The following is a 24,967-nucleotide window of genomic DNA, read 5'->3' on the forward strand; positions in this document are numbered from 1 at the left end:
GTGTGGTACCGGTGGAAAAAACGTCCGGGAGCTCAGTCAGGGGGCGTGCGCGGATGTCAAAAACAGGCCCGGCAGACGTAAGGGCGAAACTGTATATGGCGGCGATCGTAGCGATCAGGTGGAATGCCCCGGCGAAGGCGCTGTACCAGAGGCTAATCGCGAAGGGCAAAGCCAGCAAGGCCGCGCTTGGAGCGGTGATGCGCAAGCTGGTTCATCAGTGCTTCGGGGTGCTGAAAACGCGGATGAAGTGGGATGAAAATTACGCAGCTACCGCTTGACGTTCAAGACGGTAGCTACGTTTGGTATCAATCTGAATATTTTATCTGATAACGGGTGCTGCGACCGCCTCCTGGCAACCTTTCCAGACCTAAATTCGGTGGCACGATGAACCAACCAAAAAAGCGCTTTATTTTGCGTGCGCGTTACTGCATGCAATGCCTGTTCAAGGCTGTCATTCAACACTTCCAGAAACCACACAAGCCAGGATGTGACATCCATTCCTCCGCGCTGCGTCTCTTGCAGGATACGGTAATAGTCGGAGCGTCGTGCCAGAATTGATGCTGACATGGCATACAAACGAATACTTTGGCTATCCGACTGTGCCAGTGCCAAATCGGTTAATGCACGGGTAATGCGCCCATTCCCGTCATCAAAGGGATTTATGGCGCAGGAAGGGCGATAGGGCAGCAGGGGCGCGATGGGGAACATTGCGGCCTTTTCCGATTATCTCCTCACAACTCATGATGTGAAAAAAATCACCGCCGCGCCGTATTATCCATCGCCATCTGGTTTTGCTGATGAAATCTTTAGATAAAACTCAGGAATTCAGTTCCGGCAAAAATAAACCCACGGAAACAAAATGAAATAACTCTCTTGCTTCGCATCGGTGGCAAATTTACGATTTTAAAATACACAAATTGTATGGACGATTCCGTATGAATTTCCGTGCTGATATTAATGGCCTGCGTGCTTACGCCGTGATCCTGGTGCTGCTGTATCACGTTGGTGTTAGTGGTATCAGCGGGGGATTTCTTGGCGTGGATATCTTCTTTGTCATTTCTGGTTATTTAATGACGGGGATTATTCTTTCGCGCTTGCAACAGCAAAGGTTTTCGCTGTCAGGTTTTTATGCATCCCGTTGTCGCCGTATTATTCCTCCGCTGATGGCGATGTGCGCCATCTTGCTGATGGTGGGTTATTTCCTGATCCCGCCCGATGAATATAAAACCCTCTCCGGGCATATTGCCGCCAGCCTGAGCTTTATTTCTAACCTCGTTTATTTTAAAGAAGCCGGATATTTTGATGCCGGTTCGATGTATAAATGGCTGCTACATACCTGGTCGTTAAGCGTAGAGTGGCAGTTCTATCTGCTGCTACCGCTGGCGCTGATGTTTACCGCCCGTTATCTGCGGCGTCAGTTTGGCTGGGTGATGGCAATGGGTGCGTTGCTGTCATTTACCCTGGCGCTGGTGGTGACGCATTTGCATGACACCCTGGCGTACTTTATGTTGCCAACCCGCGCATGGGAGATGCTGGCGGGGGGGCTGGTATATCTGGCACCCAACAGTCGGCTCACCGGGCAGCGTTGGGTGATATTGCCTGCGCTGTTGGGGTTAATTGCCAGCGCGATGTGGATTGATGCAGGAACCACATGGCCTGGCGTGATGACCCTCATCCCGGTAGTGCTGACCGCGTTAATTATTCACGTTACAGCGAACGATAGTCCGTTGCTTAATAACCGCGTGGTGCAAGCTATTGGCAAAGCATCCTATTCCATTTATCTGTGGCATTGGCCGTTGTGGGTGTTCTGGCATCTGGCGGATTTGCCGGTAACACCGGTCAGCCAGGCCGTGTTGATCGCCTTGTCGTTGTTGTTGGGTGGATTATCCTGGGCGCTGGTTGAGAATAAAGTGGGTTTACTCAGTGCAACAACACCAGTGGCCATAGGGAATGCCGCGTTGGTACTGCTGGCCGCCCTGTTAATTGTCGCACAACAGGGATTTCCGGCCCGCGCCCCACAGAGCGTTAGCCAGATTAGTCAATACGCAAAACAACGTTTTACCGCTGCGCGTGGGTGTCTGGTGGTGAACAGTAAACAGTCACCGCAATGTACTTTCGGCGAGGGCAATGAAGTTAATCTGGTAGTGTTGGGCGACAGCCATGCTAATGCGCTTTTATCTTCGGTGGTCGCCAGCGGTAATGCAGCCTCTGATGCGGTGGTATTTATCGCGCAGTCGGGTTGTCCGACGGTGCCGGATATTAACCGACCGGGACGACCTGATTGCGGGGATTTTGTTAAAAATGCCCTCACCACCATTGAAGAGAAATATCCCCAGGCCTCGGTGTTGATCATCAATCGCTTTTCACTGTATTTACATGGTGAAAATGGCAGCAGCGACGATACCCCACAATATACCTTCGCCAATGAAGTCAGTTCACTGACAAGTTTCCAGAAACATTTCACCCGAGCAGTGAAGAAACTGGCTACGCACCGCAAAGTATTCATCATGACGCCGGTACCGGAATTTGATTACGACGTTATTTACCGCATGACACGCGATGCGATGCGCGGAAAGCCTTTCGCTATCCAGTTACCGCGTGAGGAATATCTGGCGCGTAATCAGGATGCGTTGAGGATGTTGCATCAGGTGGTGGCGGAGATACCCAATGTCACGCTACTTGATAGCGCGCAGGCGCTGTGTGATAACCATTTCTGTTATGGCGCGCGCGGTGAGGTGCCGTTGTACCGTGATAGCAATCATCTGTCGGAGTTTGGCAACAAAATGCTCGGGGAGATTTTTGCCGGGATGTGGCGGAGAATTAATGGTGAGTCCACTGCGAAATCGTCACCGCAATTGACCGAGGTTGGAGATGTAGCGGGTCGATTTACCGCGCAGTTTTAATCAGATAATAAATTTGCCGGAAAAGGCGCGATTTATCGCGCCGATACGGAGTGTGCGTTATCGCTGTCATCAATGCGTAAACAACGAAAACGTGCCTGCGTAGTAATGCACCATCCACGCGACATAGACCAGCCATACCACTAACACGCCTGCCAAAGTTACTTTAGTTGTCATCTTCGTATCCTCTTGTTATGTGGGTGTGAAGACCCTGTGAGGAATAAGCTGACAGGAGACGCGAGGGAGGTTATTGCGCTGGATCAAAAAAGGGGATGCAAGCATCCCCTTGATGTTTTAATTGCGATCAAATCAGACAATTTGCGCAGCTTTTGCCAACACACGCTGTCAGGTGTTGATCTCTTCAAGACGACGATTCAGAGTACGCGGGCCGAAAACGCCAATGGTAAACACCACAATCGCCATCGCAATCGAGATCACCATAAACACCGAACCTACACCCATCTCATGCAGTACCCAGGCGATAGTAAAGCCCGACAACATGCCACTGATCCGGCTGACTGAATAAACCATACCGATGGCTTTGGCACGAAAACGCGTCGGAAACAGCTCGGCCTGATAGGCGCGATAGGAGAAGGTCATGCAGGTGCTGGCGAGTGACAGCAACAAGCCAAGGGTCACCAACATTACCGGCTGCGACTGCCATGAGAACACCGTGCCAACCAGCGCAATTGCCAGCGCTGAACCGCTCACCAGCCATTTACGTTCGATGCGATCGGCGAAGGTCATTGCCAGCAGCGGCCCCAGTGGGCTGGCGAAGGCAATCAGGAACGAGTACATCAGGCTGTGGGTAAAGGTTACGCCTTTCGCCGCCAGCAGCGTAGGGATCCAACTGGCAAACCCGTAGTAGCCAATCGACTGGAAGAAGTTAAACACCAGCAGCATGATGGTGCGGCGGCGGTAAGGGGGACGCCACATCTCATTTTTCAGCGCCGGGACGTGCTCTACCGGTTTCAACTCTGCCATCTCCACTGGCGGCAGAACCGCGCCGGTGGATTTCGCCACGCGCGCTTCCAGACGTCGCACAATATCTTCCGCTTCCTTGTAGCGCCCCTGTTCGACCAGCCAACGTGGGCTTTCCGGCAGGCCCATACGGATCAGCCAGACCACCACCGCGCCGATGCAGCCAAACAACACCACCCAGCGCCAGCCGGTCAGGCCGAATGGCGCCAGCGGCACCAGTTGCCAGGATAAAAAGGCGATGGTGGGAATCGAGGTGTATTGAATCGCCTGGACAAAGGCGTAGGAGCGACCACGCAGACGGGCAGGAATAAACTCCGAAACGTAGGCATCGATAGTGACCAGCTCCGCACCGACACCAATCCCGGAGACAATGCGCCAGAACACGATGGCATAAGGATGATGCTGAAACGCCATAATGCCGCTGGCAATGGCGTACACCAGCAGCGCGATAATAAATACCTTACGTCGACCCATGCGATCGGCAAGGTTGGCAATCAACAGGGTGCCGAGAAACACGCCGAGGAACATCGCGGCCACAAAGGCACCGAGACTGCCGGGATCGAAAAAGTTATGGCTGCCGTGGGTGAAGATCCCTTCACGCACCATACCCGGTCCGACATAAGCGGTGAGAAACACATCATAGACTTCAAACCAGCCACCCAGCGCCAGTGCGAAAATGATCAGCCATAACGGACGTGCGGCAGGTAACCGCTCCAGTCGCGCGGAGAGCTGCGCGCCAAAGGCTTTCCCTTCTTCTGGTGTGAAGTTATCACGCCAGGTGATCGGGGGCGGTAACGACTCGCTCAGTGAAATTTTCTTAAGCACGGTAGGGTACTCCAGTTTTTATAATGTTCGTGCAGGTGTAGCGGCGCGGTTTATCGCGCCGCGATCGGTCAATCAGGACGTTATAACGGGCAACCTTTGGCGCGCAGGATCGCGTTAAAGCGCTCGGGATCGTTGGTCCCAGCCATATTACTGGCGCGGATCTTCTCTTCACGCTGCGCATGTTGTTGCACGCGCGGCAGCAGCACGCTCAGTTCGTCATGCGGGATGGCAATCACGCCATCGGCATCAGCCACGATCAAGTCGCCCGGTGATACCACCAGACCGGCGCAGTGCACCCTGGTGTTGACTTCACCCGGACCGTCTTTAGAAGGACCACGCAGGGTATTACCGCGCGCCCAGACGGCTACGCCACCTTCGGCCCATTCGTTGAGGTCGCGCACCGCACCGTCAATGACAAAACCGGCGATTTTCTTCGCCACCGCCGAGGTGCGCATCAGGCCGCCAATCAGTGCCTGAGTAAGATCGCCGGATCCATCCACCACAATCACATCACCGGGCTGAGCCAGCTCGATCGCTTTGTGGATCATCAGGTTATCGCCCGGACGTACCTTCACCGTCAAGGCCGGGCCACACAGCACCAGTTGCGGATCGTTGTGATAGGCCGTCAGGCCCAGCGCGCCAACGCTACGGCCCATCGAGTCGCCAATATTGGGGACCGGCAGTTGGCGGAATGCCGCCAGTGTCGCGTCATCAATCTGTGGGCCGCGTTCGCCAATAAAATAGCCAATCGGCCAGTCACTTCGCATCGTCATAAGTTAACTCCGGTTAAGCACCTGCGGATTCACGCAGGCGGGAAGGTAAATGTGTTGATTATCGAGCCAGGCCAGACACTGACGTGCTGCGCTTTGCGCCACCGCGTCCAGCGCTTGTGGGGTCGATCCGCCGATGTGTGGGGTGATAATCAGATTCGGGAGGGTACGGAACGGGTGATCGGCAGCCAGTGGCTCCTCCGCCACGGTATCCAGTGCGGCGGCCCGCAGTTGTCCGTTTTGTAGTGCGCTTGCCAACGCCGCTTCATCCACCAACTCGCCGCGCGCGGTGTTAATCAGGATGGCGCCTGGTGGCAGCAGGGCAAGCGAGTGCGTATTGATCATCTGGCGGGTTTTCGGTGTCACCGGGCAGTGCAGGCTCAGTACATCCACCAGCGGCAGCAGTTGCTCCAGCGATGTACAGCGCTGCGCGTCTGCCACATCCGCATCGGCGGCAAGGGCCGGATCGAAAAAGGCCACTTGCATCCCCACGGCGCGAGCCACACGGGCGACCCGACGACCAATTTCACCAAAGCCCACCAGGCCGAGGGTTTTGCCCTGCAACTCTTCACCATCACCGCTACGCGTCCAGCGTCCGGCGGCCACCTCCTGCTGGAAAAACGGCAGGCGGCGCGCGCAGTTGAGCATCAAGGCCAGCGTCAGTTCAGCCACGGATTGCGCATTGGTGGCTGGCGTGGTGAGTACCGGAATGCCGTGTTGCGTGGCGGCATCGACATCGATATTGGTGACGCCAACGCCATGTTTGCAGATGATTTTCAGTGTCGGGCAGGCGGCTATCGCTTTGGCACTCAGCTCAACGGTACGCGAAATCACCGCGTCATAGGGCACGCTGCTCATGCGGCGTTCAACTTCCGCCGCATCGTTGGCGTTATCCAGGTAATCCACGGTGCATTTTGCGTCAGCGAGTAACGTACGGCCTCCCTGGCCGAGGCTCGTGGTGGTCACGAGAAAGCGATAAGTCATGATGGTTCTCCGATAGGGTTTAGCGTCATCCTGGCATCGGAAACCGATAAAAAATATTCTGTGTTAGTTATCAATTCATTCCTGACAGGAATTTATGCCACTTTTTCTGCTCCTGGCTTTGGGTAAAAACCCGGCAAACGCATCGCCATACTGTGTTAACAACTTGTTCACTTTCTGGTGACACCGGCAGAGGCACAGTGGATAACCATCTTTGCTGGATGATCGCGCGCCAACGCTTCTGATGACGCTGTTACAGACCCGCACACCCTCAACCTTAACCCTGAGTTCATAGTGTGATCGGCTTCAAACTATGACCTCAAGCATCTGTAACAAAAGAAACAATTTCTTACTTCCCCGTGGGCAAAATTGTGCCACCCGCGCGATCGCGCAAAAAAACAGCAGCTTTTTCAGCCGCACAAATTGGTAAAAGTTAGTAAAGATTTAAAATGTACTGTCTGGTTCGTTAACAACTACATATCAGAATGGTTACATCATGAATCAGTCCAAAGATTTCGTTTCTGTCCTCGTCCGGGTGATGGCCGTGGGTCTGTTTTTTACCTCCGGTCTGGACAAGATTTCGCACTACAGTGACAACCTGCAACTGATGGCCGACAACCATGTGCCGGGTTTCTTCCTGCCGTTGGTGATCCTGCTGGAAGTGGGCGGTGGCGCGGCGATCGCCCTTGGTTTCCTCACCCGTTTCACCGCCATTTTTATGGCGGTTTTCTCGGTGGTCGCCGGTTTTCTGTTCTATCAGGGCTACAGTCATGCGCACCTGATGGTGTGGCTGAAAAACATCTCCTGTGCAGCCGCGTTCTTGCTGTTGTGTCTGCATGGTGGCGGCAAATGGAGCCTCGATCATCTGATTCAACGCCGTCTCGCACGTCGCTGAGTACGCTAAATAGTTAATCCCTCTAACCCATTTAATTCAGGACTACACCATGAAACTGATTCCAGGCGCACTGCTGTGTACCGGGTTGTTCTGTGCCGCTGCGCAGGCTGCCCAACCGGTTAACCAGGTATCCGTACTTACCCACCAGCAGGCTCAGGCGCTGGTGAACAAAGCCGAACAAATCATCCGCAGCCACCAGATTGGCGGCGTGGTGGCGGTGGTTGATCCCTTTGGTCAGTTGATCAGCTTTGACCGTCTTGATGGCGCAACCCTGGCAAACAGCGAACTGGCACCGAAGAAAGCCCATTCCGCTGCCGCATTTGGTGTGCCTACTGCCAGTTTCCAGCAGAAGATCGCCGCCGGAAATATCGGAATGCTGGGTAACCCGGCGGTGGTGCCGTTGCCTGGCGGTGAGCCGGTCAAACTGAATGGCGTGGTGGTTGGCGCGATTGGCGTCAGCACCCCGGATGGCAACGTTGATGCTGAAGCGGCCAAAGGGGCGTTGTCGGCCCTGAGTGCGGGCTAGCGCGAGAAACTGACGATGGAAAGACGACACTTTTTAAAACTGATGATGGCGACGCCGGTGATTGTTGCCATCCCCATGCAGCCACTGCTGGCAGCGCCGACAGACAGCAGCGCGGCGCTGCTGCTGCGCGCCAGTGAATTGCTGACCGGACGTCGCGGCCTGGATATCGGGATTACCGAGCGCCTGTGGACGCTGTTGTGCCAACAGGACAGCACGTTTCCCGCGCAGCTCGCCAGTCTGATGGCGCGTCTGAATGCGCTGCACAGCGAAGACCGTGAGCAGATCGTCGCCCAGTTAAGCGATGACGAAGTGAAAACCGCGCTGATGATTATTTCGCCGTGGTATCTCGGCTACACCGGCCATCCGTCCACCACCAAAGCGGTGGATGACGCGCACTTTGTGACCTTCCTGTCGGCGTTAATGTATGAACCGACGAAGGATCACACTATTCGTCCTACTTATGCGCGCGCCGGGGGAGATTACTGGGCGGAAGTCCCGCCCGGCGTTACCGCGCCGACCATGCCTGCGGAGATCCGCGCCTGGGGCGATCGCTCGCCGCTGGCCGCCAGCACCATCAAAGAACCGGAAGCCCCCTGGCTGCTGATGATTCAGGGCAAAGCCAAAACCCTCGTGGAAGCCGAGGCGTTACTGGCGCAGCACAACAACACATAACAAGAACGTGAGCAGGAAAGACAAAAATGAGCGAATTTGATGCTGATGTGGTGATCATCGGCTCGGGCGCCCTCGGCGCCAATGCCGCTTACCAACTGGCGAAAGCCGGTAAGTCGGTGATTATGCTGGAAGCCGGACCCTATATCCCGCGCTGGAAAGTGGTGGAGAATTACCGCAACGGGGCCAGCAAGCGGAACTGGTGCGCACCGTATCCCAATCTGCCGTGGGCGCCCAACTCCTACACCGAAGGCTATATCGATGCCAAAGGGGATGACGATTTCGAATACGTCACCAGCTACCTGCGCGTCGCCGGAGGCAGTACCCGCCACTGGGCCTCGGCCTGCTGGCGTTTGTTACCCAATGATTTCAAACTAAAAAGCGTTTACGGCGTGGGTCGTGACTGGCCGTTTGAATACAGCGAGCTGGAACCCTGGTATCTGCAAGCCGAACGTGAAATTGGTGTGGTCGGTACCGGCGAAGAGGATCAGAGCGGCCAGGGACGCGGTCATTATCCACCACGTTCAGCGGCGTATCCGCTGCCGCCCGAGGCAAAACCGTATATGGTGCAGCGCATGCAGGCCAAACTGGGGCCGATGGGCTACCAGGTGGTGCATGAACCGCACGCCCGTGTCTCTCGTCCCTATGATGGTCGTCCGGCCTGCGCCGGTAATAACAACTGCGAACCGATCTGCCCGATTGGTGCTATGTATTCCGGCGATATGCATGTGGACAAAGCGGTGGCGCTGGGCGTCAAACTGATCACCGAAGCGGTGGCCTGGAAGCTGGAGAAGGGCGCAGGCAATAAAATTGTCGCATTGACCTGGCGTAAGCCGGATGGCAAGGACAGCCGGTTGACCGCCAAGGTGTTTATCGTTGCCGCCCACGGGCTGGAAACGCCGAAGCTGCTGTTAATGAACAACGTCGCCAACAGTTCGGATCAGGTGGGCCGCAACCTGATGGATCACACCGGGTTGAGTCTGACCTTCCTCGCCGATGAACCGCTGTGGACCGGTCGGGGTTCGGTGCAACACGGCACCATCGCCAATCGTCGCGATGAAGCGAGTCGTTCGCAGCATTCTGCCATTCGTTACTCACTGCGTAATCTGGTGCCCAACGTTGATGTCACGGTGCCGCTGTTGAAGCAGGGCATGATGGGCCAGGCGTTGGATGACGCAATCCGCGATCGCGCTTCACGCATTATGAACATCAGCACCATGAGTGAAACGCTACCCAGCCCGACCAACCGTGTGGTACCGAATTACGATCGCAAAGATTCGATTGGCCTGCCAATGCTGAAGGTCAATTATCACCTCGACAGTTATGTACGTGGCATGCGACCGCAGGCATACAAGGATTTTGCCAACTTTTTGCAGGCGTTTAACGGTGAAGTGATTGAAGCGCCGACCGGTTGGCGTAACCAGTACCACATTATGGGCACCACCATTATGGGCGATAACCGCAAGGACTCGGTGGTTGACGCCGATTGTCGTAGCTGGGATCACCCCAACTTGTTCCTCGCCACCACCGGCGTGATGCCGACGTCGGCGACCGTTAACCCGACGCTGACCGGCATCGCACTGGCGATCCGCATGGCGGCGACCATTGCCAGGGAGGTGTGAACGATGCGCTTACATCAGTTGTTCAGCCTCACCAGCCTGCTGCTGGTCAGCAGCCTGAGTCTGGCGCAGGACGCCTCACCGGATCTGGTCAAACGCGGCGAATATCTGGCGATTGCCGGAGACTGCTCCGCCTGCCATCGCAACCCGGAGAGCGGTCAACCTTTTTCTGGTGGTTACGCCATTCAGTCACCGATGGGGATGATTTACGGCTCGAACATCACGCCATCGAAAAGCGCCGGGATTGGTGGTTATAGCCTGGCGGATTTCACCGCAGTGATGCGTGAAGGGAAAGCGCCGGGTAATCATTATCTTTATCCGGCGATGCCGTACACCGCGTTTGCTGGCATGTCAGATGATGACATCCATGCGCTTTACTCGTACCTGATGTTGGGTGTGCCCGCGGATGACCATCCGGCACCGGAAACCCATCTGCCATTCCCGTTCTCTTTCCGTCCGGTGATGGCGATGTGGAACCTGATGTTCCTCGATAAAAGCGCGGTGCCGGGGAGTACGGCCGCACCAGGTAGCGCCGAACGCGGCGAGTATCTGGTACGGACTCTGGCGCACTGTTCCACCTGCCATACGCCGCGCAACAGCATGATGGCGGAGCAGGGCGATCGTTTCCTGTCCGGTGGGAAGGTGGGTAGCTGGAGTGCGCCGAATATCACGCCAGATGCACAGGCCGGGATTGGTGACTGGAGCGAAGCGGAGATTGAAACCTACCTGCGTACCGGCGCGCTGCATGGCAAAGCGATTGCCGCGGGCGAGATGGGGACGGCGGTGCAGAATTCGTTCTCAAAACTCGATGACAGCGATCTCCAGGCCATTGCCCGCTACCTGAAACAGGTGCCCGCGATTGGCGGAAGCGATCGCAAAGCCCCTGGCGTGGCGCCCGCCAGCACGCCGCTGTCGGCAATCGAAACCGGGATGAAAGACGACATCAACGATTACGTTTCGGCGGATGCCATGAGCGGTGCGCAGTTGTATAACGGTGCCTGCGCCACCTGCCACGCCAGTGATGGTCGCGGTACTCATGATCAACAGCGTTTTTACCCGTCGCTGGTGGGTTCCTCTGCGGTGCTCTCCAGTGATCCGGCCAACCTGATCATGACTATCGCCGAAGGGGTGGACCGTCAAACCCCGGCAGGTCACGCCTTTATGCCGGAGTTCCGCACCCAGTTCAGTCAGGCACAACTGGCAAAGGTAGCGAATTATGTCTCCACCAGCTTTGGTAACCCGCAACACACCATTTCTGGTGATGACGTGCGGCAAACGTTGCACGGGGAAAGTGGCAGCTGGCTGATTCGCTATGCGCAACCTCTAACTATTGCTGGCGCTGTTATCGCGCTGGTGGTACTGCTGTGGTTAGTTTATATCCTGCGTCGTCGACGCGGTTAACTTCCGGGAGCCGCGATCTGGCTCCCTTATTATGGAGTGATTGAAATGAAAAAGATCCTGTCTCTGGCGCTGCTGAGTGCTGCCCTGTTTAGCGCAGCGGGTGCCCAGGCTGTCACCACCCAAACCATCCTGACGCAGGCGGATGCACAGAAGCTGATTGCAGCTGCGCAGGAAAAAGCGCACGCACTGAATGCCAACGTCTGCATCGCGGTACTGGATCAATCCGGGGAATTGCTGGCATTTCAGCGTATGGACAATGCGCCGGTTGGTTGTATCGATTCGTCAATCCTGAAAGGACGCGCTGCGGCGCTGTATCGCACCCCGACCGACAAATATATGGATCGTGCCAACGGTAAAGAACCCGCTATTGCCACACTGCCGGGCGTGATCCCGCTGGGCGGCGGCTCACCGGTGGAGTGGCGCGGTAACACGCTGGGTGCGGTGGGCGTGAGCGGTTCGGCTAACCCGAATGAAATCGCCATCGCGAAAGCGGCGAGTGAGAGTTTTAAATAAATGGCCGGGGCCGGGCGTATGCCTGGCCTTGAACCTCAGTAGTGATAACGACAGGCGGCAATTAAAAGTGCTCCCTCGTTCACTGAATAGACTAAACGATGTTCTTCCGTGATTCTTCGTGACCAGAATCCCGCCAAATTATGCTTTAAGGGTTCTGGTTTTCCTTTACCTTCAAAAGGCGTTCTTTTGGCGTCTTTGATGAGTTCATTGATTTTTTTGACCATTCTTTTGTCTGTATCCTGCCAGTAGAGATAGTCATCCCACGCTTCCTGCGACCATGTTAATTTCACTCATCAATATCCTTTTCAATGGTGTTCCCATTACGCAAGCTCTCAATCGAGTTCATCAATCGTTTGGCATTGGCGGGTGAACGCAGAAGATAGGCTGTTTCTTCCAATGAATTGTATTCTTCCAACGACATCAAGACACAGTCGTCGCCATTCTGTCGGGTGATCAAAATGGGGGCACGATCCTCTACCGTTTTCATCATCGTTTCCGAAAGATGCTGTCTGGCTTCACTATAAGTTATGGTACGCATGTTTTATTCCTTCGAGTTGACCCAGTCATTGTACAATGATGATGTAAATTTAACCACCGGTGTTTTAACTTCATTGCTACCATGCTGCTCACTTACTGATCAGACCTGCTGACCCATCAAGTTCCCCCTCAACGCGCCGATAGATTACCTGAAGGAATGTGAGAGCACAGGGAGTGGTTCTTTTTACCGAAAAAGTGTCGACCCCAGGAGCGCCAGCATGGCCAAACGACTGTCTGATAAGAAAAAGATGAGTACCCGCACGCAAATGCTGCTGACGGGTGCCTTAACCATTACCCTTGGCTTTACCGTCACCATTGGTGTGCTTAACTGGCAATCCAGCCACGAACAAAAATCCCTGGCCGAAAATTATCTGCAACAGATAGCGCAGAGCCAGGCGCTGCAAATCCAGCAGGATCTCAGCTATGCGCGTGATGTGGCGCATAACCTCGGTCACAGCATTATCGCGCTGCCGGGCGCGGGTGTGCAGGATCGAAAAGTCATCGACAAGATGATGGAATCTACGCTGCGTGACAATCCCAGCTATCTTTCTGTCTCGGTGATTATGGAAGAGAACGCCTTTGACGGGCGTGACGCCGAGTTTGCCAGCCAGGCAGGACAGGCTCCGAAAGGCCGCTATGCCTGGTTTGTTGACCGCGATCAGTCCGGCAATTTCGCCATGCATCCGCTCACCTCGATTTTTACACCGGGCCAGGGTGACTATTATTTGCTGCCGCAGAAAAGCCAGAAAGACACGCTGATTGAGCCTTACAGCTACGCCTACAATGGCGTGCCGACGCTGCTCACCTCAGTTGCGGCACCGATTGTCAGCCAGGGCAAACTCTGGGGCGTGGTGACGTCTGATATTTCGCTGGCGTCATTGCAGGATCGGGTGAATAAAATCAAACCCTGGGAAGGCACGGGCTACGCCATGCTGCTCTCCAGCGCCGGGAATGTGGTTTCTTACCCGGATAAAAGCCAGACCACCAAAGCGTGGAAAGGTAATACCAACCACTTCAGCAGCGCCGTCAGTGAGGGTCATGACGCCATTCTCGGTGAAAATGCCCTCATGACCTGGCAGCCGATCGTCATCGGCAACAGCGACCAGAAATGGTATCTCGGTGTGGTGGCCCCGGTCAGCGAAGTGATGGCGGCAGCCAATCGCCAATTGGTCAACGCCATCGTGCTGATGGTCATCAGCATCCTGTTGGTCAGCGCTTTGCTGGGTATCCTGTTTAGCCGCAAGGTGTTGAAACCGATTGGCGGCGAGCCGCTGGAAGCCGCCACCATCGCGCTGGCTGTGGCGGATGGCAAACTGGATAACGCGATTGCCGTGAAAAACCGCGATACCAGCAGCCTGTTCTATGCGCTGAGTACCATGCAGGACCAGTTGCGCGATATCGTTGGCCAGATCCAGGATGCCAGCGCCTCGGTGCGCCAGGGGGCGGGTGAAATCGCCAGCGGTAACCTGAATCTGGCGTCACGCACGGAACAACAGGCCGCCGCCCTCGAGCAGACTGCTGCCAGCATGGAGCAGATTACCGCGACGGTGAAACATAACGCCGCCAATGCGCATCAGGCGACCACCCTGACCGACAATGCGACGCACATTGCCAGCCGTGGCGAGGCGCTGGTCGGTGAAGTGGTGCAGACTATGGCGCAAATTGACGATAGCGCGAAAAAGATTGGCGACATCACCGCCATCATCAACAGCATCGCTTTCCAGACCAATATCCTGGCGCTGAACGCCGCGGTAGAAGCGGCGCGGGCCGGCGAGCAGGGGCGCGGATTTGCGGTGGTGGCTTCTGAAGTGCGTAACCTGGCGCAGCGCAGCGCCAATGCGGTGAAAGAGATTGCCGCGTTGATTGAGGAGTCCAGCCAGCGTGTCGACAGCGGTGTGCAGTTGGTGCGTGATGCCGGGAAAACCATGCAGGAGATGACTCAGGCAGTACATTCGGTACGCACCATTATCGGCGAGATCGTCACCGCGTCGGATGAGCAGGCGCGCGGGATCAGCCAGGTCACTATCGCGGTCAATGAGATGGATGGCACCACCCAGCAGAACGCCGCGCTGGTGCAGCAGATGTCGGCTGCCGCCAGTTCGCTGGAAGATCAGGCTGCGCAACTGGCGCAGACCGTCGGACGTTTTCATCTCGCCTGATGCGGAGTCGTAGCGGCGCGATTTATCGCGCCGCTACACATTTAGATTCTCGCTTTGCGCGCCAGATGGACATCAAGCGGCGACATCGGGAAGGGTTGCATCCGCTGAATCGCCTCAATGATAAAACCCGCCTGCTGCAATTCCCCACTCAGCACGCCCTGTTGCGTGACAGTGTAACCTCGCATCATTAATGGTGTGAAGAACGGTAGCACCTGACGTGCTTCCACCGGGTCGGCAGGCACCTCGGCATGCGCACTGATCAACAGCCCTCCCGGTTTCAGGCGGCGGTACAACTGCTGCAACATCGCCTGGCGATCCTCGACAAAATACAACAAGGAGGAGCACCAGATAATGTCGACCAGCTCGCTTTCCGCCAGTTGTGAACAGGCGCTAAAGCGCCCGCCTAATCCGGCACGTTCAATATTTTGCTGTGCCACCGTGGCGGTTTTGGGCAGATCAAGCACCACACCGGACAGCTGCGGGAAACGCTCAGCCAACGCCAGAGTGATCAGGCCTGGCCCGCCGCCCATGTCCAGCAGGCGCGCCGGACGCTGAAAATCAGCCAGCGTGCTGGCAATGGCGCAGGCGGTCGCGCCGCTCAGTGCCCGCTGCTCCTGGGCAATCTGGCTCATCGCTGCATCAGCCCAGGCAGTTTCAATCTCCAGCGGGTCCTGCCAGCCGGGGGTGCTGCGCTTCAGCAAGTCAGGCAGTTTGCGGGCAAACTGCTGCAACAGTTGCTGACGATAATGCCAGGCGTCACCGATATAATGTGTTCCGCTATGGCACAGATACGGTTGTGCTGTTTGCGGCGTGTGGTATTCCACCCCACGGCGCTGCAACAATTCCCCGCTCCACAGCAGGCGCAGCCAGTGCTCCACCGGTTCGGGCTGCCAGCCAAAATGATTTGCCACCTGCGTGGCATCCGCCTGCCGGGTCAGGAAATCGAATAATCGCTGTTCAAACGCCAGCGCCACAGCGCCACTCAGGGCATGTTGTGCCAGCAGGTTATCGAGAAAAGGTAACGGGGATGTCATGGCTGTCTCCAGAGCGAAGGTGATAGCAACAGACTAGCGTTTCAGACAGCAGACATTTATGCTCGTTGGTCTGCAAAACGGTGATTTGACTCTGCGCGAGGGCGAAAGCATGCAAAACCAGCCAAACGGCGACGACACGCCCTGGGTTGAACATCAACCAGGTATTGGTGTATTTCGCTCACGTCAATTCACGCTGTCAGGTGGCATGCGGCTGGTGCAGTCCGACTATCAACCCCTCACCGCGCTGGCCGAAGTTTCGCGCCCTGGAAGTTCGTTCCCCCAGTTGGTGCTGACCTTTGGCTTGTGTGGCAGTTCGCGGTTTCGTGCCGATAGCGGCTGTGAAGTGCTGTTTAACGCCGGGCATCTTACCGTCACCAGCTTTCAGCACAGCAGCGGAGAACGCCTTTATCGCGCCGGTGAACGGGTACAGCAGCTCCGTCTGGTGCTCAACGCCGACAGCGCGCAACGTTATCTGGGAGCCGAGACGGCAGAAATGTTGCTGCACCAGCCGCAACTGAAGCGTCATCTGTTCAGCCCTTTTGGTGGTGCCACTGCCGCCCAACTTAATAACGTGCCGACCGATCCACTGCTACGTGAAATCCAGGCGTTAAATTTGCTGGCGCTGCATCGTCATCAGTTGCAACCGCAGGTTGTTCCGGAAAAAAAACGCCATCCTCAGGATCTTGAACGCGTTGAGCAGGCGCATAGCTGGATGCTGACCCATCTGGCGGAACCTTTTACCCTGGCAACGCTGGCGTTGGCTGTCGGACTCAGTGATTACCAGCTCAAGAAAGGCTTCCAGCAGCATTTCGGCTGTACCCCCGGAGAGAAATTACTGGCGTTACGCATGCAGAAGGCGCATCAGTTGCTGGAGGAAGGGTACCAGGTCGCCCAGGCGGCGTGGCAGGTGGGGTATCAGCATCCACGCAATTTCAGCGTGGCGTTTCAACGCTACTTTGGACGCCCGGCCAGTCAGGTTGCCGGGCGTGGTCAGTCAACGTGAACGACGTGCGGGCATCATACGCAGCAGGGTGTTGTCTTTGATCAGGTAATGATGCACCAGCGCGGCGGCAGCGTGTAGGCCCACCAGCCAGTAACCGTAAGGGGCGAGGGTTTCATGCCAGCCACTGAGGGTATCCGAGAAATCTGGATCGGGATCGCTGCTGACGGGCATCGGGATGCCAAACAACCACCAGGTACGGCCAAGATAGAAACGCGACAAAATGCCGAGAATCGGCAGCACGATAAAAAACAGATACAGCGCCAGATGCATCAGATGCGCCAGCCCGGTTTGCCAGTGCGGCGGTTTGGGTACGATGGCTGGACTGCGATGGCGAAAACGCAATAATACACGCGATAGCATCAGCACCAGCACGCAACTTCCCGCGCTGAAATGACCAATGATCATGGCAAACCCCTGCCAGGAACCCCGCGTCGCCAACCCGCGAAATTCCATGGTGCAATACGCGGTGACGACCAGTAGAAATGTCAGCCAGTGGAGAAAAACCTGCGAGGGGGCGAATTTGTTCTGCATATCTATTCCGTTAAAAAGTCTGGCAAACAAATAAGATAACGGAAAAGTGTGAGTGTGAATTCATATTTTGACACAAGGTTTTACGTTTCCTGTTCACAGGCAGTGAGCAACTGACTCAGCAACGCCGAAAGCTGTTGCTGTTGTGCCGGTTGCAGCGCGGCCAGTAACGCGCTTTGCGTTTGGGTATGCACCTGCAACGCTTGCTCAATTTTCTCCTGCCCGGCGGTGGTTAATGCCACCAGCGTGCTGCGTTTGTCTTGTGGATCGGCCACGCGGGTGATTAGCCCGACCTGTTCCAGCCGATTCAGTCGATGGGTCATCGCTCCCGAGGTGACCAGCAGCGACTTATACAGTTGGGTGGGCGATAAACAGAAGGGGTTTCCTGCACGGCGCAACGTCGCCAGCACATCAAATTCCCCCTCGTGAAAACCAAACGGGGCCAGCGCCTCGCCTCGCGTTTTCGCCAGATGTTTCATAATGCGCAGCATCCGGCCAAAAACGGCCATCGACGATGCATCCAGCTCCGGCATGGCGCTGGCCCATTGTTGTGTCACGAAATCGACGTGATCCGCCACTTTTCCCCTCACTTGTTGTGGTTACCGTGTTGTTTTGTGCGCATGGTCTACTCCGTCATCATGATTTATCTTAACGTTAAGATAAATCAGCAATGGAGAAGCACTGTGAAACGTACCTTACCTGCAATCGGCTTATTTACCTTTATGGTTTTTATCGTCGGTCTTAATCTCAGGCCGGTGATGGCCGCAATCGGGCCACTTTTTACCCGGATACAACAAGATATTCATCTCACGGCGACCCAGGTCAGCCTGCTCACCAGCTTACCGGTGATTATGATGGGCCTGGCGGCGTTGGCGGGACCCTTGCTGCTGCGGTGGCTGGGGGAGGTCAAAGGGATTGCCAGCGGATTAATTCTGCTGGTACTGGCCTGTCTGGCTCGCGGAGTCAGCCAGCAGGGGTTGATGTTAATTGCCAGTGCCTTGTTGGCCGGGATCGGTATTGGACTGATTCAGGCGCTGATGCCTGCACTGATTAAACGGCGCTTTACGCGCCATGCCGGTACGCTGATGGCGCTATTTACCACCGGGATTATGGCCGGTGCGGCACTGGCGGCCGCCAGTGCCGCACCGCTGGCCGCACGCTCGGGCTTAGCGTTGACGCTGGCGTTGCCGGCATTGCCAGCGTTACTGGCTTTGCTGCTCTGGCGTCAAATGCTGCGTTCTCACGAGCCCGTTGAGGTACAACCCCGCGTCCAGGCGATCAATCCGCGACGTACCTGGCTGTTGCTGGTGTTCTTCGGTATCGGTACCGGTGCTTACACGCTGGTACTGGCATGGCTGCCCGCGTTTTATCAGCAACATGGCTGGAGCGCCCGACAAAGCGGTTTTCTGCTCGGCGCATTGACGCTGACGGAGGTGGTGGCTGGTTTTGTACTTTCCGCGCTGATCCATCGTTTTCCCGATCGTCGCCGTCCCCTGTTACTGGTACTGCTGCTTATCCTCGCTGGCCTGATCAGCCTGATGATGTTGGGCGGCGAACAGGCCTGGCTGCCCACGTTACTGCTGGGGTTAGGAATTGGCGCGTTGTTTCCCCTGTCGCTGATCGTCACTCTCGATCATGCCCGGACAGCGGAGCAGGCGGGTGCGCTGCTGTCGATGGTGCAGGGCGGAGGTTATCTGCTGGCGGCATTGATGCCGTTGATCGCCGGCATGGTACGTGATCATGCTGCCTCCTTTGATAGCGCCTGGGCGTTGATGAGTGTCGGGATCGTGCTGTTGATGGGGATGGCCCTGCGTCTGCGCCCTCAATTGATGACCTGATGAAATAATTGTATCGCTGTATATCATGATTTATAACGCATACCACTTGACCTACAACACAAGGAAAAATGCATGAACCTGTTTATGTTTTATGTTGGTGGTAATGCCGGGAAATCGAATATTGAAGTCCATGATATTCAATTTGTTGCGGCTGACCAGCCGCAGGATGCCTGGCCTGCGTTACGTGAAGCCTGGTTTGGTGACGCGGATAAAATTCATATCGATGGCTACGCACGTATTACCTGGGCGGATGGCTATCGCGTGTCGCTGTCGCCAGAACCGGCAACCGGTGGCGAGCACTTGTTCTTTGTGAATGCCGGTGCCTACCATCCTTCAACCCTGGCGGAACTGCATGCCTTTGACTTGTTTGTAGCGCAGGATGCCGCGCAAGCAAAAGCCAGCGCGCTGGAGCGGTTGCTGAAAGGGGCAGATCAGCAACACAAGGACAATCTGAAAGAGGTGGATGATTGTCTGCTGCTGGATAAGATAGGGAACTTATATGTGCACCTGACCCCGGATGCAAACGGCCAGCCGTTTCAGCCAGAGTGGCAGGGATATCAGCCGATAGGTGTTGAGTAATCGTTATTTGTCCGTTGCGGCGCGATAAAGCGCGCCGCAATGTATGAACATAAAGGTGATGTGTATGTCTCCCAAAATTGGTGTGGGTGTTCTGATTTTCCGTCACGGGAAATTGTTGCTGGGGCGGCGCAAAGGTAGCCACGGTGCGGGCGACTGGTCAGCGCCTGGCGGTCACCTGGAGTTTGGTGAAACGCCGGAGGCGTGCGCGCGGCGGGAAACGCTGGAAGAAACCGGGTTACAGCTGCACAGCCTGCAAAATGGCGCTTTTGTCAGCGATGTGTTCCCGGAAGTCCAAAAGCATTACATCACGCTGTTTATGGTGGCGCTGCATGCGGAGGGGGAGCCACAGTGTCTCGAACCTGAGAAATGCGAAGGCTGGCAGTGGTTTGCGCCGGAAGCCTTGCCGGAACCGCTGTTCGCTCCGCTCCGCACGTTGATTGCGCGCGATGGGCTGGCGGCGTTACAGCCGGAGCATCATCACTGAAACCCGGTCACCATCCACTTCGCGCTGTTCCACGTCCTGCCAGCCGAAGCGCTGGTAAAGCGCCTGTTGGTCCGGGGTATACAGCCACAGCGCGGAGATATTCCGCGCGCGGGCTTCCGTAATCATCCGGCTGATTAGCGCGCTGCCGACCCCTTTGCCGCGATGTTCAGGGGCGGTAATCACTTCACCCAACCAGAACTCACGCTCGACAACATCGGTTAACTCATGCTGGATCAGGCTGGCGGATGCCATCAAAGCGCCATCGGCTGCGGTTGCCACCAGTGTCAGGGTCTTGACCGAGGGCAGATTGCGTGCCTGCAAACGCGCCTCGATCTGCCCCGGATTGTTCCAGTTGGGATACGCCGCCCATTCGCGAAATAACAGTTGCGTTAGCGGCGTGATAAGGGCGGGCTGCTGTTGCAGCGAGCTGATTTGCATGGCGTTTCCTTAGATGTTTTCTCCCGGAGAGAGACAGTCTAACGATAAAGCTTCAGATTTCCCGTCAGCCGGGTAATTTTTTTCTTTGGTCCGATCAAGCCGATCGCCACCAGCTCGATATGATCGCTGTGCGCTGAAGCAATGCGTTCACCATATTCATCATAGGTTTTGCAGGACTGCGCCAGGGCGCTGAACGGCATGGTGAAAATCTCCGCATCATTGGCACAGTTTTGCTGCAATTCGCGCAAATAATTCCCCTGCGCCAGTAACACCGGCAAAGGCGCATATATCACCCCCGGATAGTATTCACCGTCCTGGCTGTGCATATCCGGCCCTACCAGATTATCAATCCATTTGCCAAAGCTGATGCCAATCACGCTGGCAGCATTCATCGCCAGCCCGACGGGCAATTGCTGGTCAATCACCAGGGTACAACGGTGCACATTGGCGTCAAATTTCATACTTTTCTCCTGCGGTTGCTGTGGCAGATATTGTGCGCGACGCGCAGAGAAAAGTGCTTGCTGTTTAGCAGACTATTTCCTTAAGTTAAGGCAGAATTAACCCTAATGCGATATTTAAAAGAAAGGATATTCCCGCAATGAGTTTGACCAGGACAGATATCAAAATTCTTACGCAGTTGCAGCAGGATGCACGCATCACCAATCAGAACCTCGCCGATGCGATTGGCCTGTCGCCTTCGCCTTGCTGGCGCAAAGTCCGCAAGCTGGAAGAAGATGACGTGATTCAGGGGTATCGCGCGGTGCTGAACCGCAAGAAGATCGGCCTCAATATGATGGTGTTTGTGCGTGTCACTATCGACAGCCATAGCGAGGCAGAAGCGCGGAAGTTTGAGGCGGAAGTTGCTGCGCTGGAGAACGTGGTTGCCTGCTATAGCATTGGCGGCGATGCCGATTTCTTGTTGCAGGTAGTGGCGGCAGATATGGATCGCTATGCCGATTTTGCTATGTCGGTAATTCGCCGCTTGCCGGGCATTAAAGAGATGCAAAGCATGTTTGTGCTGAAAGAAATCAAAGCCCAATCCGTCTGGCCGATTCAGGCCACAGACCACAGTTAGCTTTTGTGTTACAACTTTTGCGCAAAGCACTCACAGAATGTCAAAGGTTGATGTATAGTCCGCTTCTTTTTTCGGAGGAACCATGCTGACCAACTCATCCACCCGCCTTAATAAATACATCAGCGAGAGCGGTATTTGCTCACGCCGTGATGCCGATCGTTATATCGAACAGGGCAATGTTTTTATCAACGGTAAACGCGCCAGCGTGGGTGCGCAGGTGTTTGCTGGTGATGAAGTTAAAGTGAATGGTCAGCTGATTGAACCGCGTGACGCAGAAGATTTGGTGTTGATTGCGTTGAACAAGCCGGTGGGCATCATTACCACGATGGAAGAGGGCGAGCGCGATAACATCAGCGACTTCGTCAACCATAGCAAACGCGTGTTTCCGATTGGCCGACTGGATAAAGACTCCCAGGGGCTGATTTTCCTGACTAATCATGGCGATCTGGTGAACAAAATCCTGCGTGCCGGGAATAACCACGAGAAAGAGTACGTCGTGACGGTGGATAAACCGATCACCGATGAGTTTATTAGTGGCATGGGGGCCGGTGTCCCCATGCTCGGCACCGTGACCAAGAAATGCAAGGTGAAGAAAGAGTCGACCTTTGTGTTTCGTATCACGCTGGTCCAGGGGCTTAATCGGCAGATTCGCCGCATGACCAAACATTTTGGTTATGAAGTCACTAAGCTGGAACGTACCCGCATCATGAACGTCAATCTGAAGGGAATACCTTTGGGGGAATGGCGTGATTTAACGGACGATGAGTTAATTGAACTGTTTAAGTTGATCGAGGATTCCTCTTCGGAAGACAAATCGACGCAAAAAGCGCAGGCGAAAAAGAGCAGTGCGAAAAAACCAGCTGCCAGCGGGCCAAAGAACGGTGAAAAACCGGGCAGCAATCCTGGTGCGCGCAAACGCTTTACCCAACCCGGTCGTAAAAAGAAAGGTCGTTAATTGGGCTGAAAATACCCGGCGACGGGTATTTCTAATTATTACTGGCACATCCAGCATTGAAATACATTGACATGATTTAACAATGTCAGTTTTTTAATGCTTCTTAAACGCCGCGCTATTACTAATCCTATTTTTCATCAAACAACTTTACTCGCGAAGAATTTATTTTATAACTATCTTACTGACATTTTTAATTCCACCGAACTCGTTTCGTGTTTAGGAGGATTGATGAATATTGTAGTCAGTAGCGACGGCTACCCAGAGAAAAGGAACATAATGGTTGATCCTGAAAACAATTATGTAAACCTAAAGAAGAAAAACATCTATCTCTATATCAATACCCTGCGACAGAAAGTTTTTAAAAAGAATAAGATATTCATCTTTCAGCCTTTCCCCGGCATGATTTCTGATAATGGGGATATTATTCATCTTTTTAATGAAGTGGCTCGTACATCCTCCCGATGGGTATCGACATTCGAGACTGAAATCCCGCGCGTATTACCGGTTGCAGGCATCGCGAAAACCCAAAACCCGGAACTCCATGCCTTAATGCGTTTGGCCGCGCGCAAGGAATGTGTTCGTCTGATCGCCATTTCTGAAGCTACTCACCGTATTCAACTCAAGCTGTTGGATGCTTTCCCTACGCTGAAAGACAGTATCGCCGCTAAGCTGTGCGTTATGCATCCTCCACAGCCCCTGTTGACCGACAAAGTGCGCAAAGCCACAGATACGCTGATCACCTTTAGTTTTATTGGAAATGAGTTTTATCGCAAAGGTGGGGCGGAAGTGGTGATGGCATTTACTGAGTTAGCCAATGAGGGGTTGATTGATCCACAAAAAATAAAGGTGAATCTTATTGGTGACCTCGGGCGACGACATAATATTGCTCATCACCATTATCAGGATAATGATAGTTTCCATCATCAAATCGAGGATCTGATCAATAAGTGGTCCTTTTTCCATCATGCTTCTTCTCTACCCAATACATCCGTAATTGAATTGCTCAAACAGACCGATGTCGGGCTGCTGCCTACCTGGCAGGATACCTATGGTTTTTCTGTACTGGAAATGCAGGCCTGTGGCTGTCCGGTGATCACCACCAATGTCAGGGCGCTGCCGGAAATTAATCCTTCTTATGCCGGTTGGCTTATTGAGCACAAACTCAATGATATGTTTGAGTTTACGGTTGATTCTGACCAGACGAAGCAAAAAATCAGGAATACCATTATCAGCCAGCTGAAAGGGTATATTACCGATGTGGTGCATGATCCGGGCAGTATTAACCGCCGTTCCGAGCAGGCATTAACGAGGATCCGCCGGGAGCATGATCCTCGCTGTTTTCAGGAAAGGTTAAAGGATATCTATTTATCAGTGGGTTAGTCTGAGTTGTTACTTAATCCCTCCAGTCGCAAAACAATCTCTTTGGACAAGTTGAGCGCCGAACTGGCCAGATTTTGTTGCAGATGTGCTGGCGAAGAGGTGCCTGGAATCAACAAAATATTGGGTGAGCGTTGCAATAACCACGCCAGCGCAACTTGTAATGGTGTGGCATTCAGCTCATTTGCTACGGCGCTCAGCTGCTCCGACTGCAATGGGGAAAAACCGCCAAGCGGGAAGAAAGGAACATAGGGGATGCCCTGATGAGCCAGTTGGTCAATCAGGGCATCGTCCTGTCGGTTAGCAAGATTGTAGAGATTCTGCACACAGGCGATAGGGCTGATGGCCTGGGCGTCTGCCACCTGTTTTGGTGTGACGTTGCTCAAACCGATGTGCCGGATCAGGCCGCGCTCTTTCAGTTTAACCAGCGTTGCCAATTGCGTCTCCAGTGAGCCTTCCGCCGGACCGTGGACATCAAACATGGCACGTAGATTCACCACATCGATCACCTCAAGCCCCAGATTGCGCAGGTTATCTTCCACCGCCGTCGTTAGCTCAGCGGGGGAAAACGCGGGTAGCCAGCCCCCTTGCTGGTCACGGCGCGCGCCAACTTTGGTGACAATCACCAGATCCTCTGAGTACGGATGCAGCGCTTTTTTAATCAGCTGATTGGTCACATGGGGGCCATAGAAATCACTGGTATCGATATGATTGACGCCAGCGGCGATGGCATCGCGCAGCACCTGTACGGCGCGTGCTTCATCTTTTGGCGGGCCAAATACCCCCGGCCCGGCAAGCTGCATGGCACCATAACCCAGACGGTTAACACGACGATGGCCAAGGGAATACGTCATTTCAGGATGAGACATGGGAACCTCCT

At 54.8% G+C, this 24,967-nt stretch carries 27 protein-coding genes and 1 pseudogene; 16 read left to right on the top strand and 12 right to left on the bottom strand.

Annotated elements, in window-relative coordinates:
- Nucleotides 1–278, top strand: a 278-nt coding sequence (locus CTZ24_RS21440; protein WP_208723593.1) for a transposase, incomplete at its 5' end; no start/stop codon positions are given.
- Nucleotides 279–305: 27 nt separating this feature from the next.
- Here CTZ24_RS21440 and CTZ24_RS21445 read toward each other — a convergent pair.
- A pseudogene (locus CTZ24_RS21445) lies at nucleotides 306–663 on the bottom strand (Fic family protein); the annotation flags it as partial.
- 272 nt (nucleotides 664–935) lie between these two features.
- Here CTZ24_RS21445 and CTZ24_RS21450 point away from each other — a divergent pair.
- Nucleotides 936–2,903 (top strand): acyltransferase family protein, encoded by a 1,968-nt coding sequence (locus CTZ24_RS21450; RefSeq protein WP_244634072.1) that lies wholly within the window; start codon nucleotides 936–938, stop codon nucleotides 2,901–2,903.
- Nucleotides 2,904–3,245: 342 nt separating this feature from the next.
- On the opposite strand, the gene CTZ24_RS21455 is transcribed toward CTZ24_RS21450, so the two are convergent.
- The 3 genes from CTZ24_RS21455 to CTZ24_RS21465 all read right to left on the bottom strand — a co-directional run bounded on the left by CTZ24_RS21455 (nucleotide 3,246) and on the right by CTZ24_RS21465 (nucleotide 6,460).
- A complete protein-coding gene (locus CTZ24_RS21455) occupies nucleotides 3,246–4,706 on the bottom strand; it encodes an MFS transporter (RefSeq protein ID WP_208726437.1) in 1,461 nt (486 codons plus the stop codon).
- A gap of 80 nt (nucleotides 4,707–4,786) precedes the next feature.
- Nucleotides 4,787–5,479 carry an RraA family protein gene (locus tag CTZ24_RS21460; protein ID WP_208726439.1) on the bottom strand — a complete coding sequence of 231 codons (693 nt, stop codon included), beginning with the start codon at nucleotides 5,477–5,479 and terminating at the stop codon, nucleotides 4,787–4,789.
- A gap of 3 nt (nucleotides 5,480–5,482) precedes the next feature.
- Nucleotides 5,483–6,460, bottom strand: coding sequence for a hydroxyacid dehydrogenase (locus CTZ24_RS21465; protein WP_208726441.1), 978 nt, complete (start codon nucleotides 6,458–6,460; stop codon nucleotides 5,483–5,485).
- 493 nt (nucleotides 6,461–6,953) lie between these two features.
- On the opposite strand from CTZ24_RS21465, the gene CTZ24_RS21470 reads away from it, so the two are divergent.
- Genes CTZ24_RS21470 through CTZ24_RS21495 form a run of 6 tightly spaced genes read left to right on the top strand, consistent with a single transcriptional unit; the run spans nucleotide 6,954 to nucleotide 12,080 of the window.
- The gene (locus tag CTZ24_RS21470) at nucleotides 6,954–7,352 is read left to right on the top strand and encodes a DoxX family protein (protein ID WP_208726444.1); all 399 of its coding nucleotides are present in this window, start codon (nucleotides 6,954–6,956) and stop codon (nucleotides 7,350–7,352) included.
- Between the two features lie 49 nt (nucleotides 7,353–7,401).
- A complete protein-coding gene (locus CTZ24_RS21475; protein ID WP_208726446.1) occupies nucleotides 7,402–7,878 on the top strand; it encodes a GlcG/HbpS family heme-binding protein in 477 nt (158 codons plus the stop codon).
- Between the two features lie 15 nt (nucleotides 7,879–7,893).
- Nucleotides 7,894–8,550, top strand: a complete 657-nt coding sequence (locus CTZ24_RS21480) for a sugar dehydrogenase complex small subunit (protein ID WP_208726448.1) — start codon at nucleotides 7,894–7,896, stop codon at nucleotides 8,548–8,550.
- A 26-nt stretch (nucleotides 8,551–8,576) separates the two neighbouring features.
- Complete coding sequence (locus tag CTZ24_RS21485) at nucleotides 8,577–10,169, top strand: GMC family oxidoreductase (RefSeq protein ID WP_208726450.1); 1,593 nt, start codon at nucleotides 8,577–8,579, stop codon at nucleotides 10,167–10,169.
- Nucleotides 10,170–10,172: 3 nt separating this feature from the next.
- The gene (locus CTZ24_RS21490; RefSeq protein ID WP_208726452.1) at nucleotides 10,173–11,567 is read left to right on the top strand and encodes a c-type cytochrome; all 1,395 of its coding nucleotides are present in this window, start codon (nucleotides 10,173–10,175) and stop codon (nucleotides 11,565–11,567) included.
- 45 nt (nucleotides 11,568–11,612) lie between these two features.
- Complete coding sequence (locus CTZ24_RS21495; protein ID WP_208726454.1) at nucleotides 11,613–12,080, top strand: GlcG/HbpS family heme-binding protein; 468 nt, start codon at nucleotides 11,613–11,615, stop codon at nucleotides 12,078–12,080.
- A 35-nt stretch (nucleotides 12,081–12,115) separates the two neighbouring features.
- On the opposite strand, the gene CTZ24_RS21500 is transcribed toward CTZ24_RS21495, so the two are convergent.
- Together CTZ24_RS21500 and yefM are read right to left on the bottom strand one after the other, a co-directional pair.
- Nucleotides 12,116–12,370 (bottom strand): Txe/YoeB family addiction module toxin, encoded by a 255-nt coding sequence (locus CTZ24_RS21500; RefSeq protein ID WP_208726456.1) that lies wholly within the window; start codon nucleotides 12,368–12,370, stop codon nucleotides 12,116–12,118.
- A complete protein-coding gene (yefM, locus tag CTZ24_RS21505) occupies nucleotides 12,367–12,618 on the bottom strand; it encodes a YoeB-YefM toxin-antitoxin system antitoxin YefM (RefSeq protein ID WP_208726458.1) in 252 nt (83 codons plus the stop codon). Before yefM ends, CTZ24_RS21500 begins: the two co-directional genes overlap by 4 nt.
- A 217-nt stretch (nucleotides 12,619–12,835) precedes the next feature.
- On the opposite strand from yefM, the gene CTZ24_RS21510 reads away from it, so the two are divergent.
- Nucleotides 12,836–14,776 carry a methyl-accepting chemotaxis protein gene (locus tag CTZ24_RS21510; protein WP_208726460.1) on the top strand — a complete coding sequence of 647 codons (1,941 nt, stop codon included), beginning with the start codon at nucleotides 12,836–12,838 and terminating at the stop codon, nucleotides 14,774–14,776.
- A 41-nt stretch (nucleotides 14,777–14,817) separates the two neighbouring features.
- Here the strand turns inward: CTZ24_RS21510 and CTZ24_RS21515 are convergent, their stop codons facing one another.
- A complete protein-coding gene (locus CTZ24_RS21515) occupies nucleotides 14,818–15,810 on the bottom strand; it encodes a class I SAM-dependent methyltransferase (protein ID WP_208726462.1) in 993 nt (330 codons plus the stop codon).
- A gap of 58 nt (nucleotides 15,811–15,868) precedes the next feature.
- Between CTZ24_RS21515 and CTZ24_RS21520 the strand changes: the two genes are divergently transcribed.
- Nucleotides 15,869–16,813: a helix-turn-helix domain-containing protein gene (locus CTZ24_RS21520; RefSeq protein ID WP_244634073.1), complete on the top strand. Its 945-nt coding sequence runs from the start codon at nucleotides 15,869–15,871 to the stop codon at nucleotides 16,811–16,813.
- Here CTZ24_RS21520 and cybB read toward each other — a convergent pair.
- A complete protein-coding gene (gene cybB / locus CTZ24_RS21525) occupies nucleotides 16,805–17,344 on the bottom strand; it encodes a cytochrome b561 (protein WP_208726464.1) in 540 nt (179 codons plus the stop codon). The genes CTZ24_RS21520 and cybB overlap by 9 nt on opposite strands.
- 80 nt (nucleotides 17,345–17,424) lie before the next feature.
- The gene (locus CTZ24_RS21530; protein ID WP_208726466.1) at nucleotides 17,425–17,919 is read right to left on the bottom strand and encodes a MarR family transcriptional regulator; all 495 of its coding nucleotides are present in this window, start codon (nucleotides 17,917–17,919) and stop codon (nucleotides 17,425–17,427) included.
- A gap of 105 nt (nucleotides 17,920–18,024) precedes the next feature.
- Here CTZ24_RS21530 and CTZ24_RS21535 point away from each other — a divergent pair, with 105 nt between their 5' ends.
- From CTZ24_RS21535 to CTZ24_RS21545, 3 genes are all read left to right on the top strand, one after another.
- The gene (locus tag CTZ24_RS21535; RefSeq protein WP_208726468.1) at nucleotides 18,025–19,179 is read left to right on the top strand and encodes an MFS transporter; all 1,155 of its coding nucleotides are present in this window, start codon (nucleotides 18,025–18,027) and stop codon (nucleotides 19,177–19,179) included.
- Between the two features lie 72 nt (nucleotides 19,180–19,251).
- Nucleotides 19,252–19,758, top strand: a complete 507-nt coding sequence (locus tag CTZ24_RS21540) for a DUF1543 domain-containing protein (RefSeq protein ID WP_208726470.1) — start codon at nucleotides 19,252–19,254, stop codon at nucleotides 19,756–19,758.
- A gap of 64 nt (nucleotides 19,759–19,822) precedes the next feature.
- The gene (locus CTZ24_RS21545; RefSeq protein ID WP_208726472.1) at nucleotides 19,823–20,242 is read left to right on the top strand and encodes a nucleotide triphosphate diphosphatase NUDT15; all 420 of its coding nucleotides are present in this window, start codon (nucleotides 19,823–19,825) and stop codon (nucleotides 20,240–20,242) included.
- Here CTZ24_RS21545 and CTZ24_RS21550 read toward each other — a convergent pair.
- Together CTZ24_RS21550 and CTZ24_RS21555 are read right to left on the bottom strand one after the other, a co-directional pair.
- Entirely contained in the window at nucleotides 20,219–20,680 is a 462-nt protein-coding gene (locus tag CTZ24_RS21550) for a GNAT family N-acetyltransferase (protein ID WP_208726475.1), read from the bottom strand. The genes CTZ24_RS21545 and CTZ24_RS21550 overlap by 24 nt on opposite strands.
- Before the next feature lie 38 nt (nucleotides 20,681–20,718).
- Complete coding sequence (locus CTZ24_RS21555; RefSeq protein ID WP_208726477.1) at nucleotides 20,719–21,141, bottom strand: DUF2000 domain-containing protein; 423 nt, start codon at nucleotides 21,139–21,141, stop codon at nucleotides 20,719–20,721.
- A gap of 137 nt (nucleotides 21,142–21,278) precedes the next feature.
- Between CTZ24_RS21555 and CTZ24_RS21560 the strand changes: the two genes are divergently transcribed.
- The 3 genes from CTZ24_RS21560 to CTZ24_RS21570 all read left to right on the top strand — a co-directional run bounded on the left by CTZ24_RS21560 (nucleotide 21,279) and on the right by CTZ24_RS21570 (nucleotide 24,090).
- A complete protein-coding gene (locus tag CTZ24_RS21560; RefSeq protein ID WP_208726479.1) occupies nucleotides 21,279–21,755 on the top strand; it encodes an Lrp/AsnC family transcriptional regulator in 477 nt (158 codons plus the stop codon).
- 82 nt (nucleotides 21,756–21,837) lie between these two features.
- Nucleotides 21,838–22,710: a 23S rRNA pseudouridine(2604) synthase RluF gene (gene rluF / locus CTZ24_RS21565; RefSeq protein ID WP_208726481.1), complete on the top strand. Its 873-nt coding sequence runs from the start codon at nucleotides 21,838–21,840 to the stop codon at nucleotides 22,708–22,710.
- Between the two features lie 228 nt (nucleotides 22,711–22,938).
- Nucleotides 22,939–24,090 carry a glycosyltransferase gene (locus tag CTZ24_RS21570; RefSeq protein WP_208726483.1) on the top strand — a complete coding sequence of 384 codons (1,152 nt, stop codon included), beginning with the start codon at nucleotides 22,939–22,941 and terminating at the stop codon, nucleotides 24,088–24,090.
- On the opposite strand, the gene CTZ24_RS21575 is transcribed toward CTZ24_RS21570, so the two are convergent.
- A complete protein-coding gene (locus CTZ24_RS21575; RefSeq protein WP_208726485.1) occupies nucleotides 24,087–24,956 on the bottom strand; it encodes an aldo/keto reductase family oxidoreductase in 870 nt (289 codons plus the stop codon). The genes CTZ24_RS21570 and CTZ24_RS21575 overlap by 4 nt on opposite strands.
- Between the last annotated feature and the right edge of the window lie 11 nt (nucleotides 24,957–24,967).

This window comes from Pantoea phytobeneficialis (assembly GCF_009728735.1).
GTDB lineage: Bacteria > Pseudomonadota > Gammaproteobacteria > Enterobacterales > Enterobacteriaceae > Pantoea > Pantoea phytobeneficialis.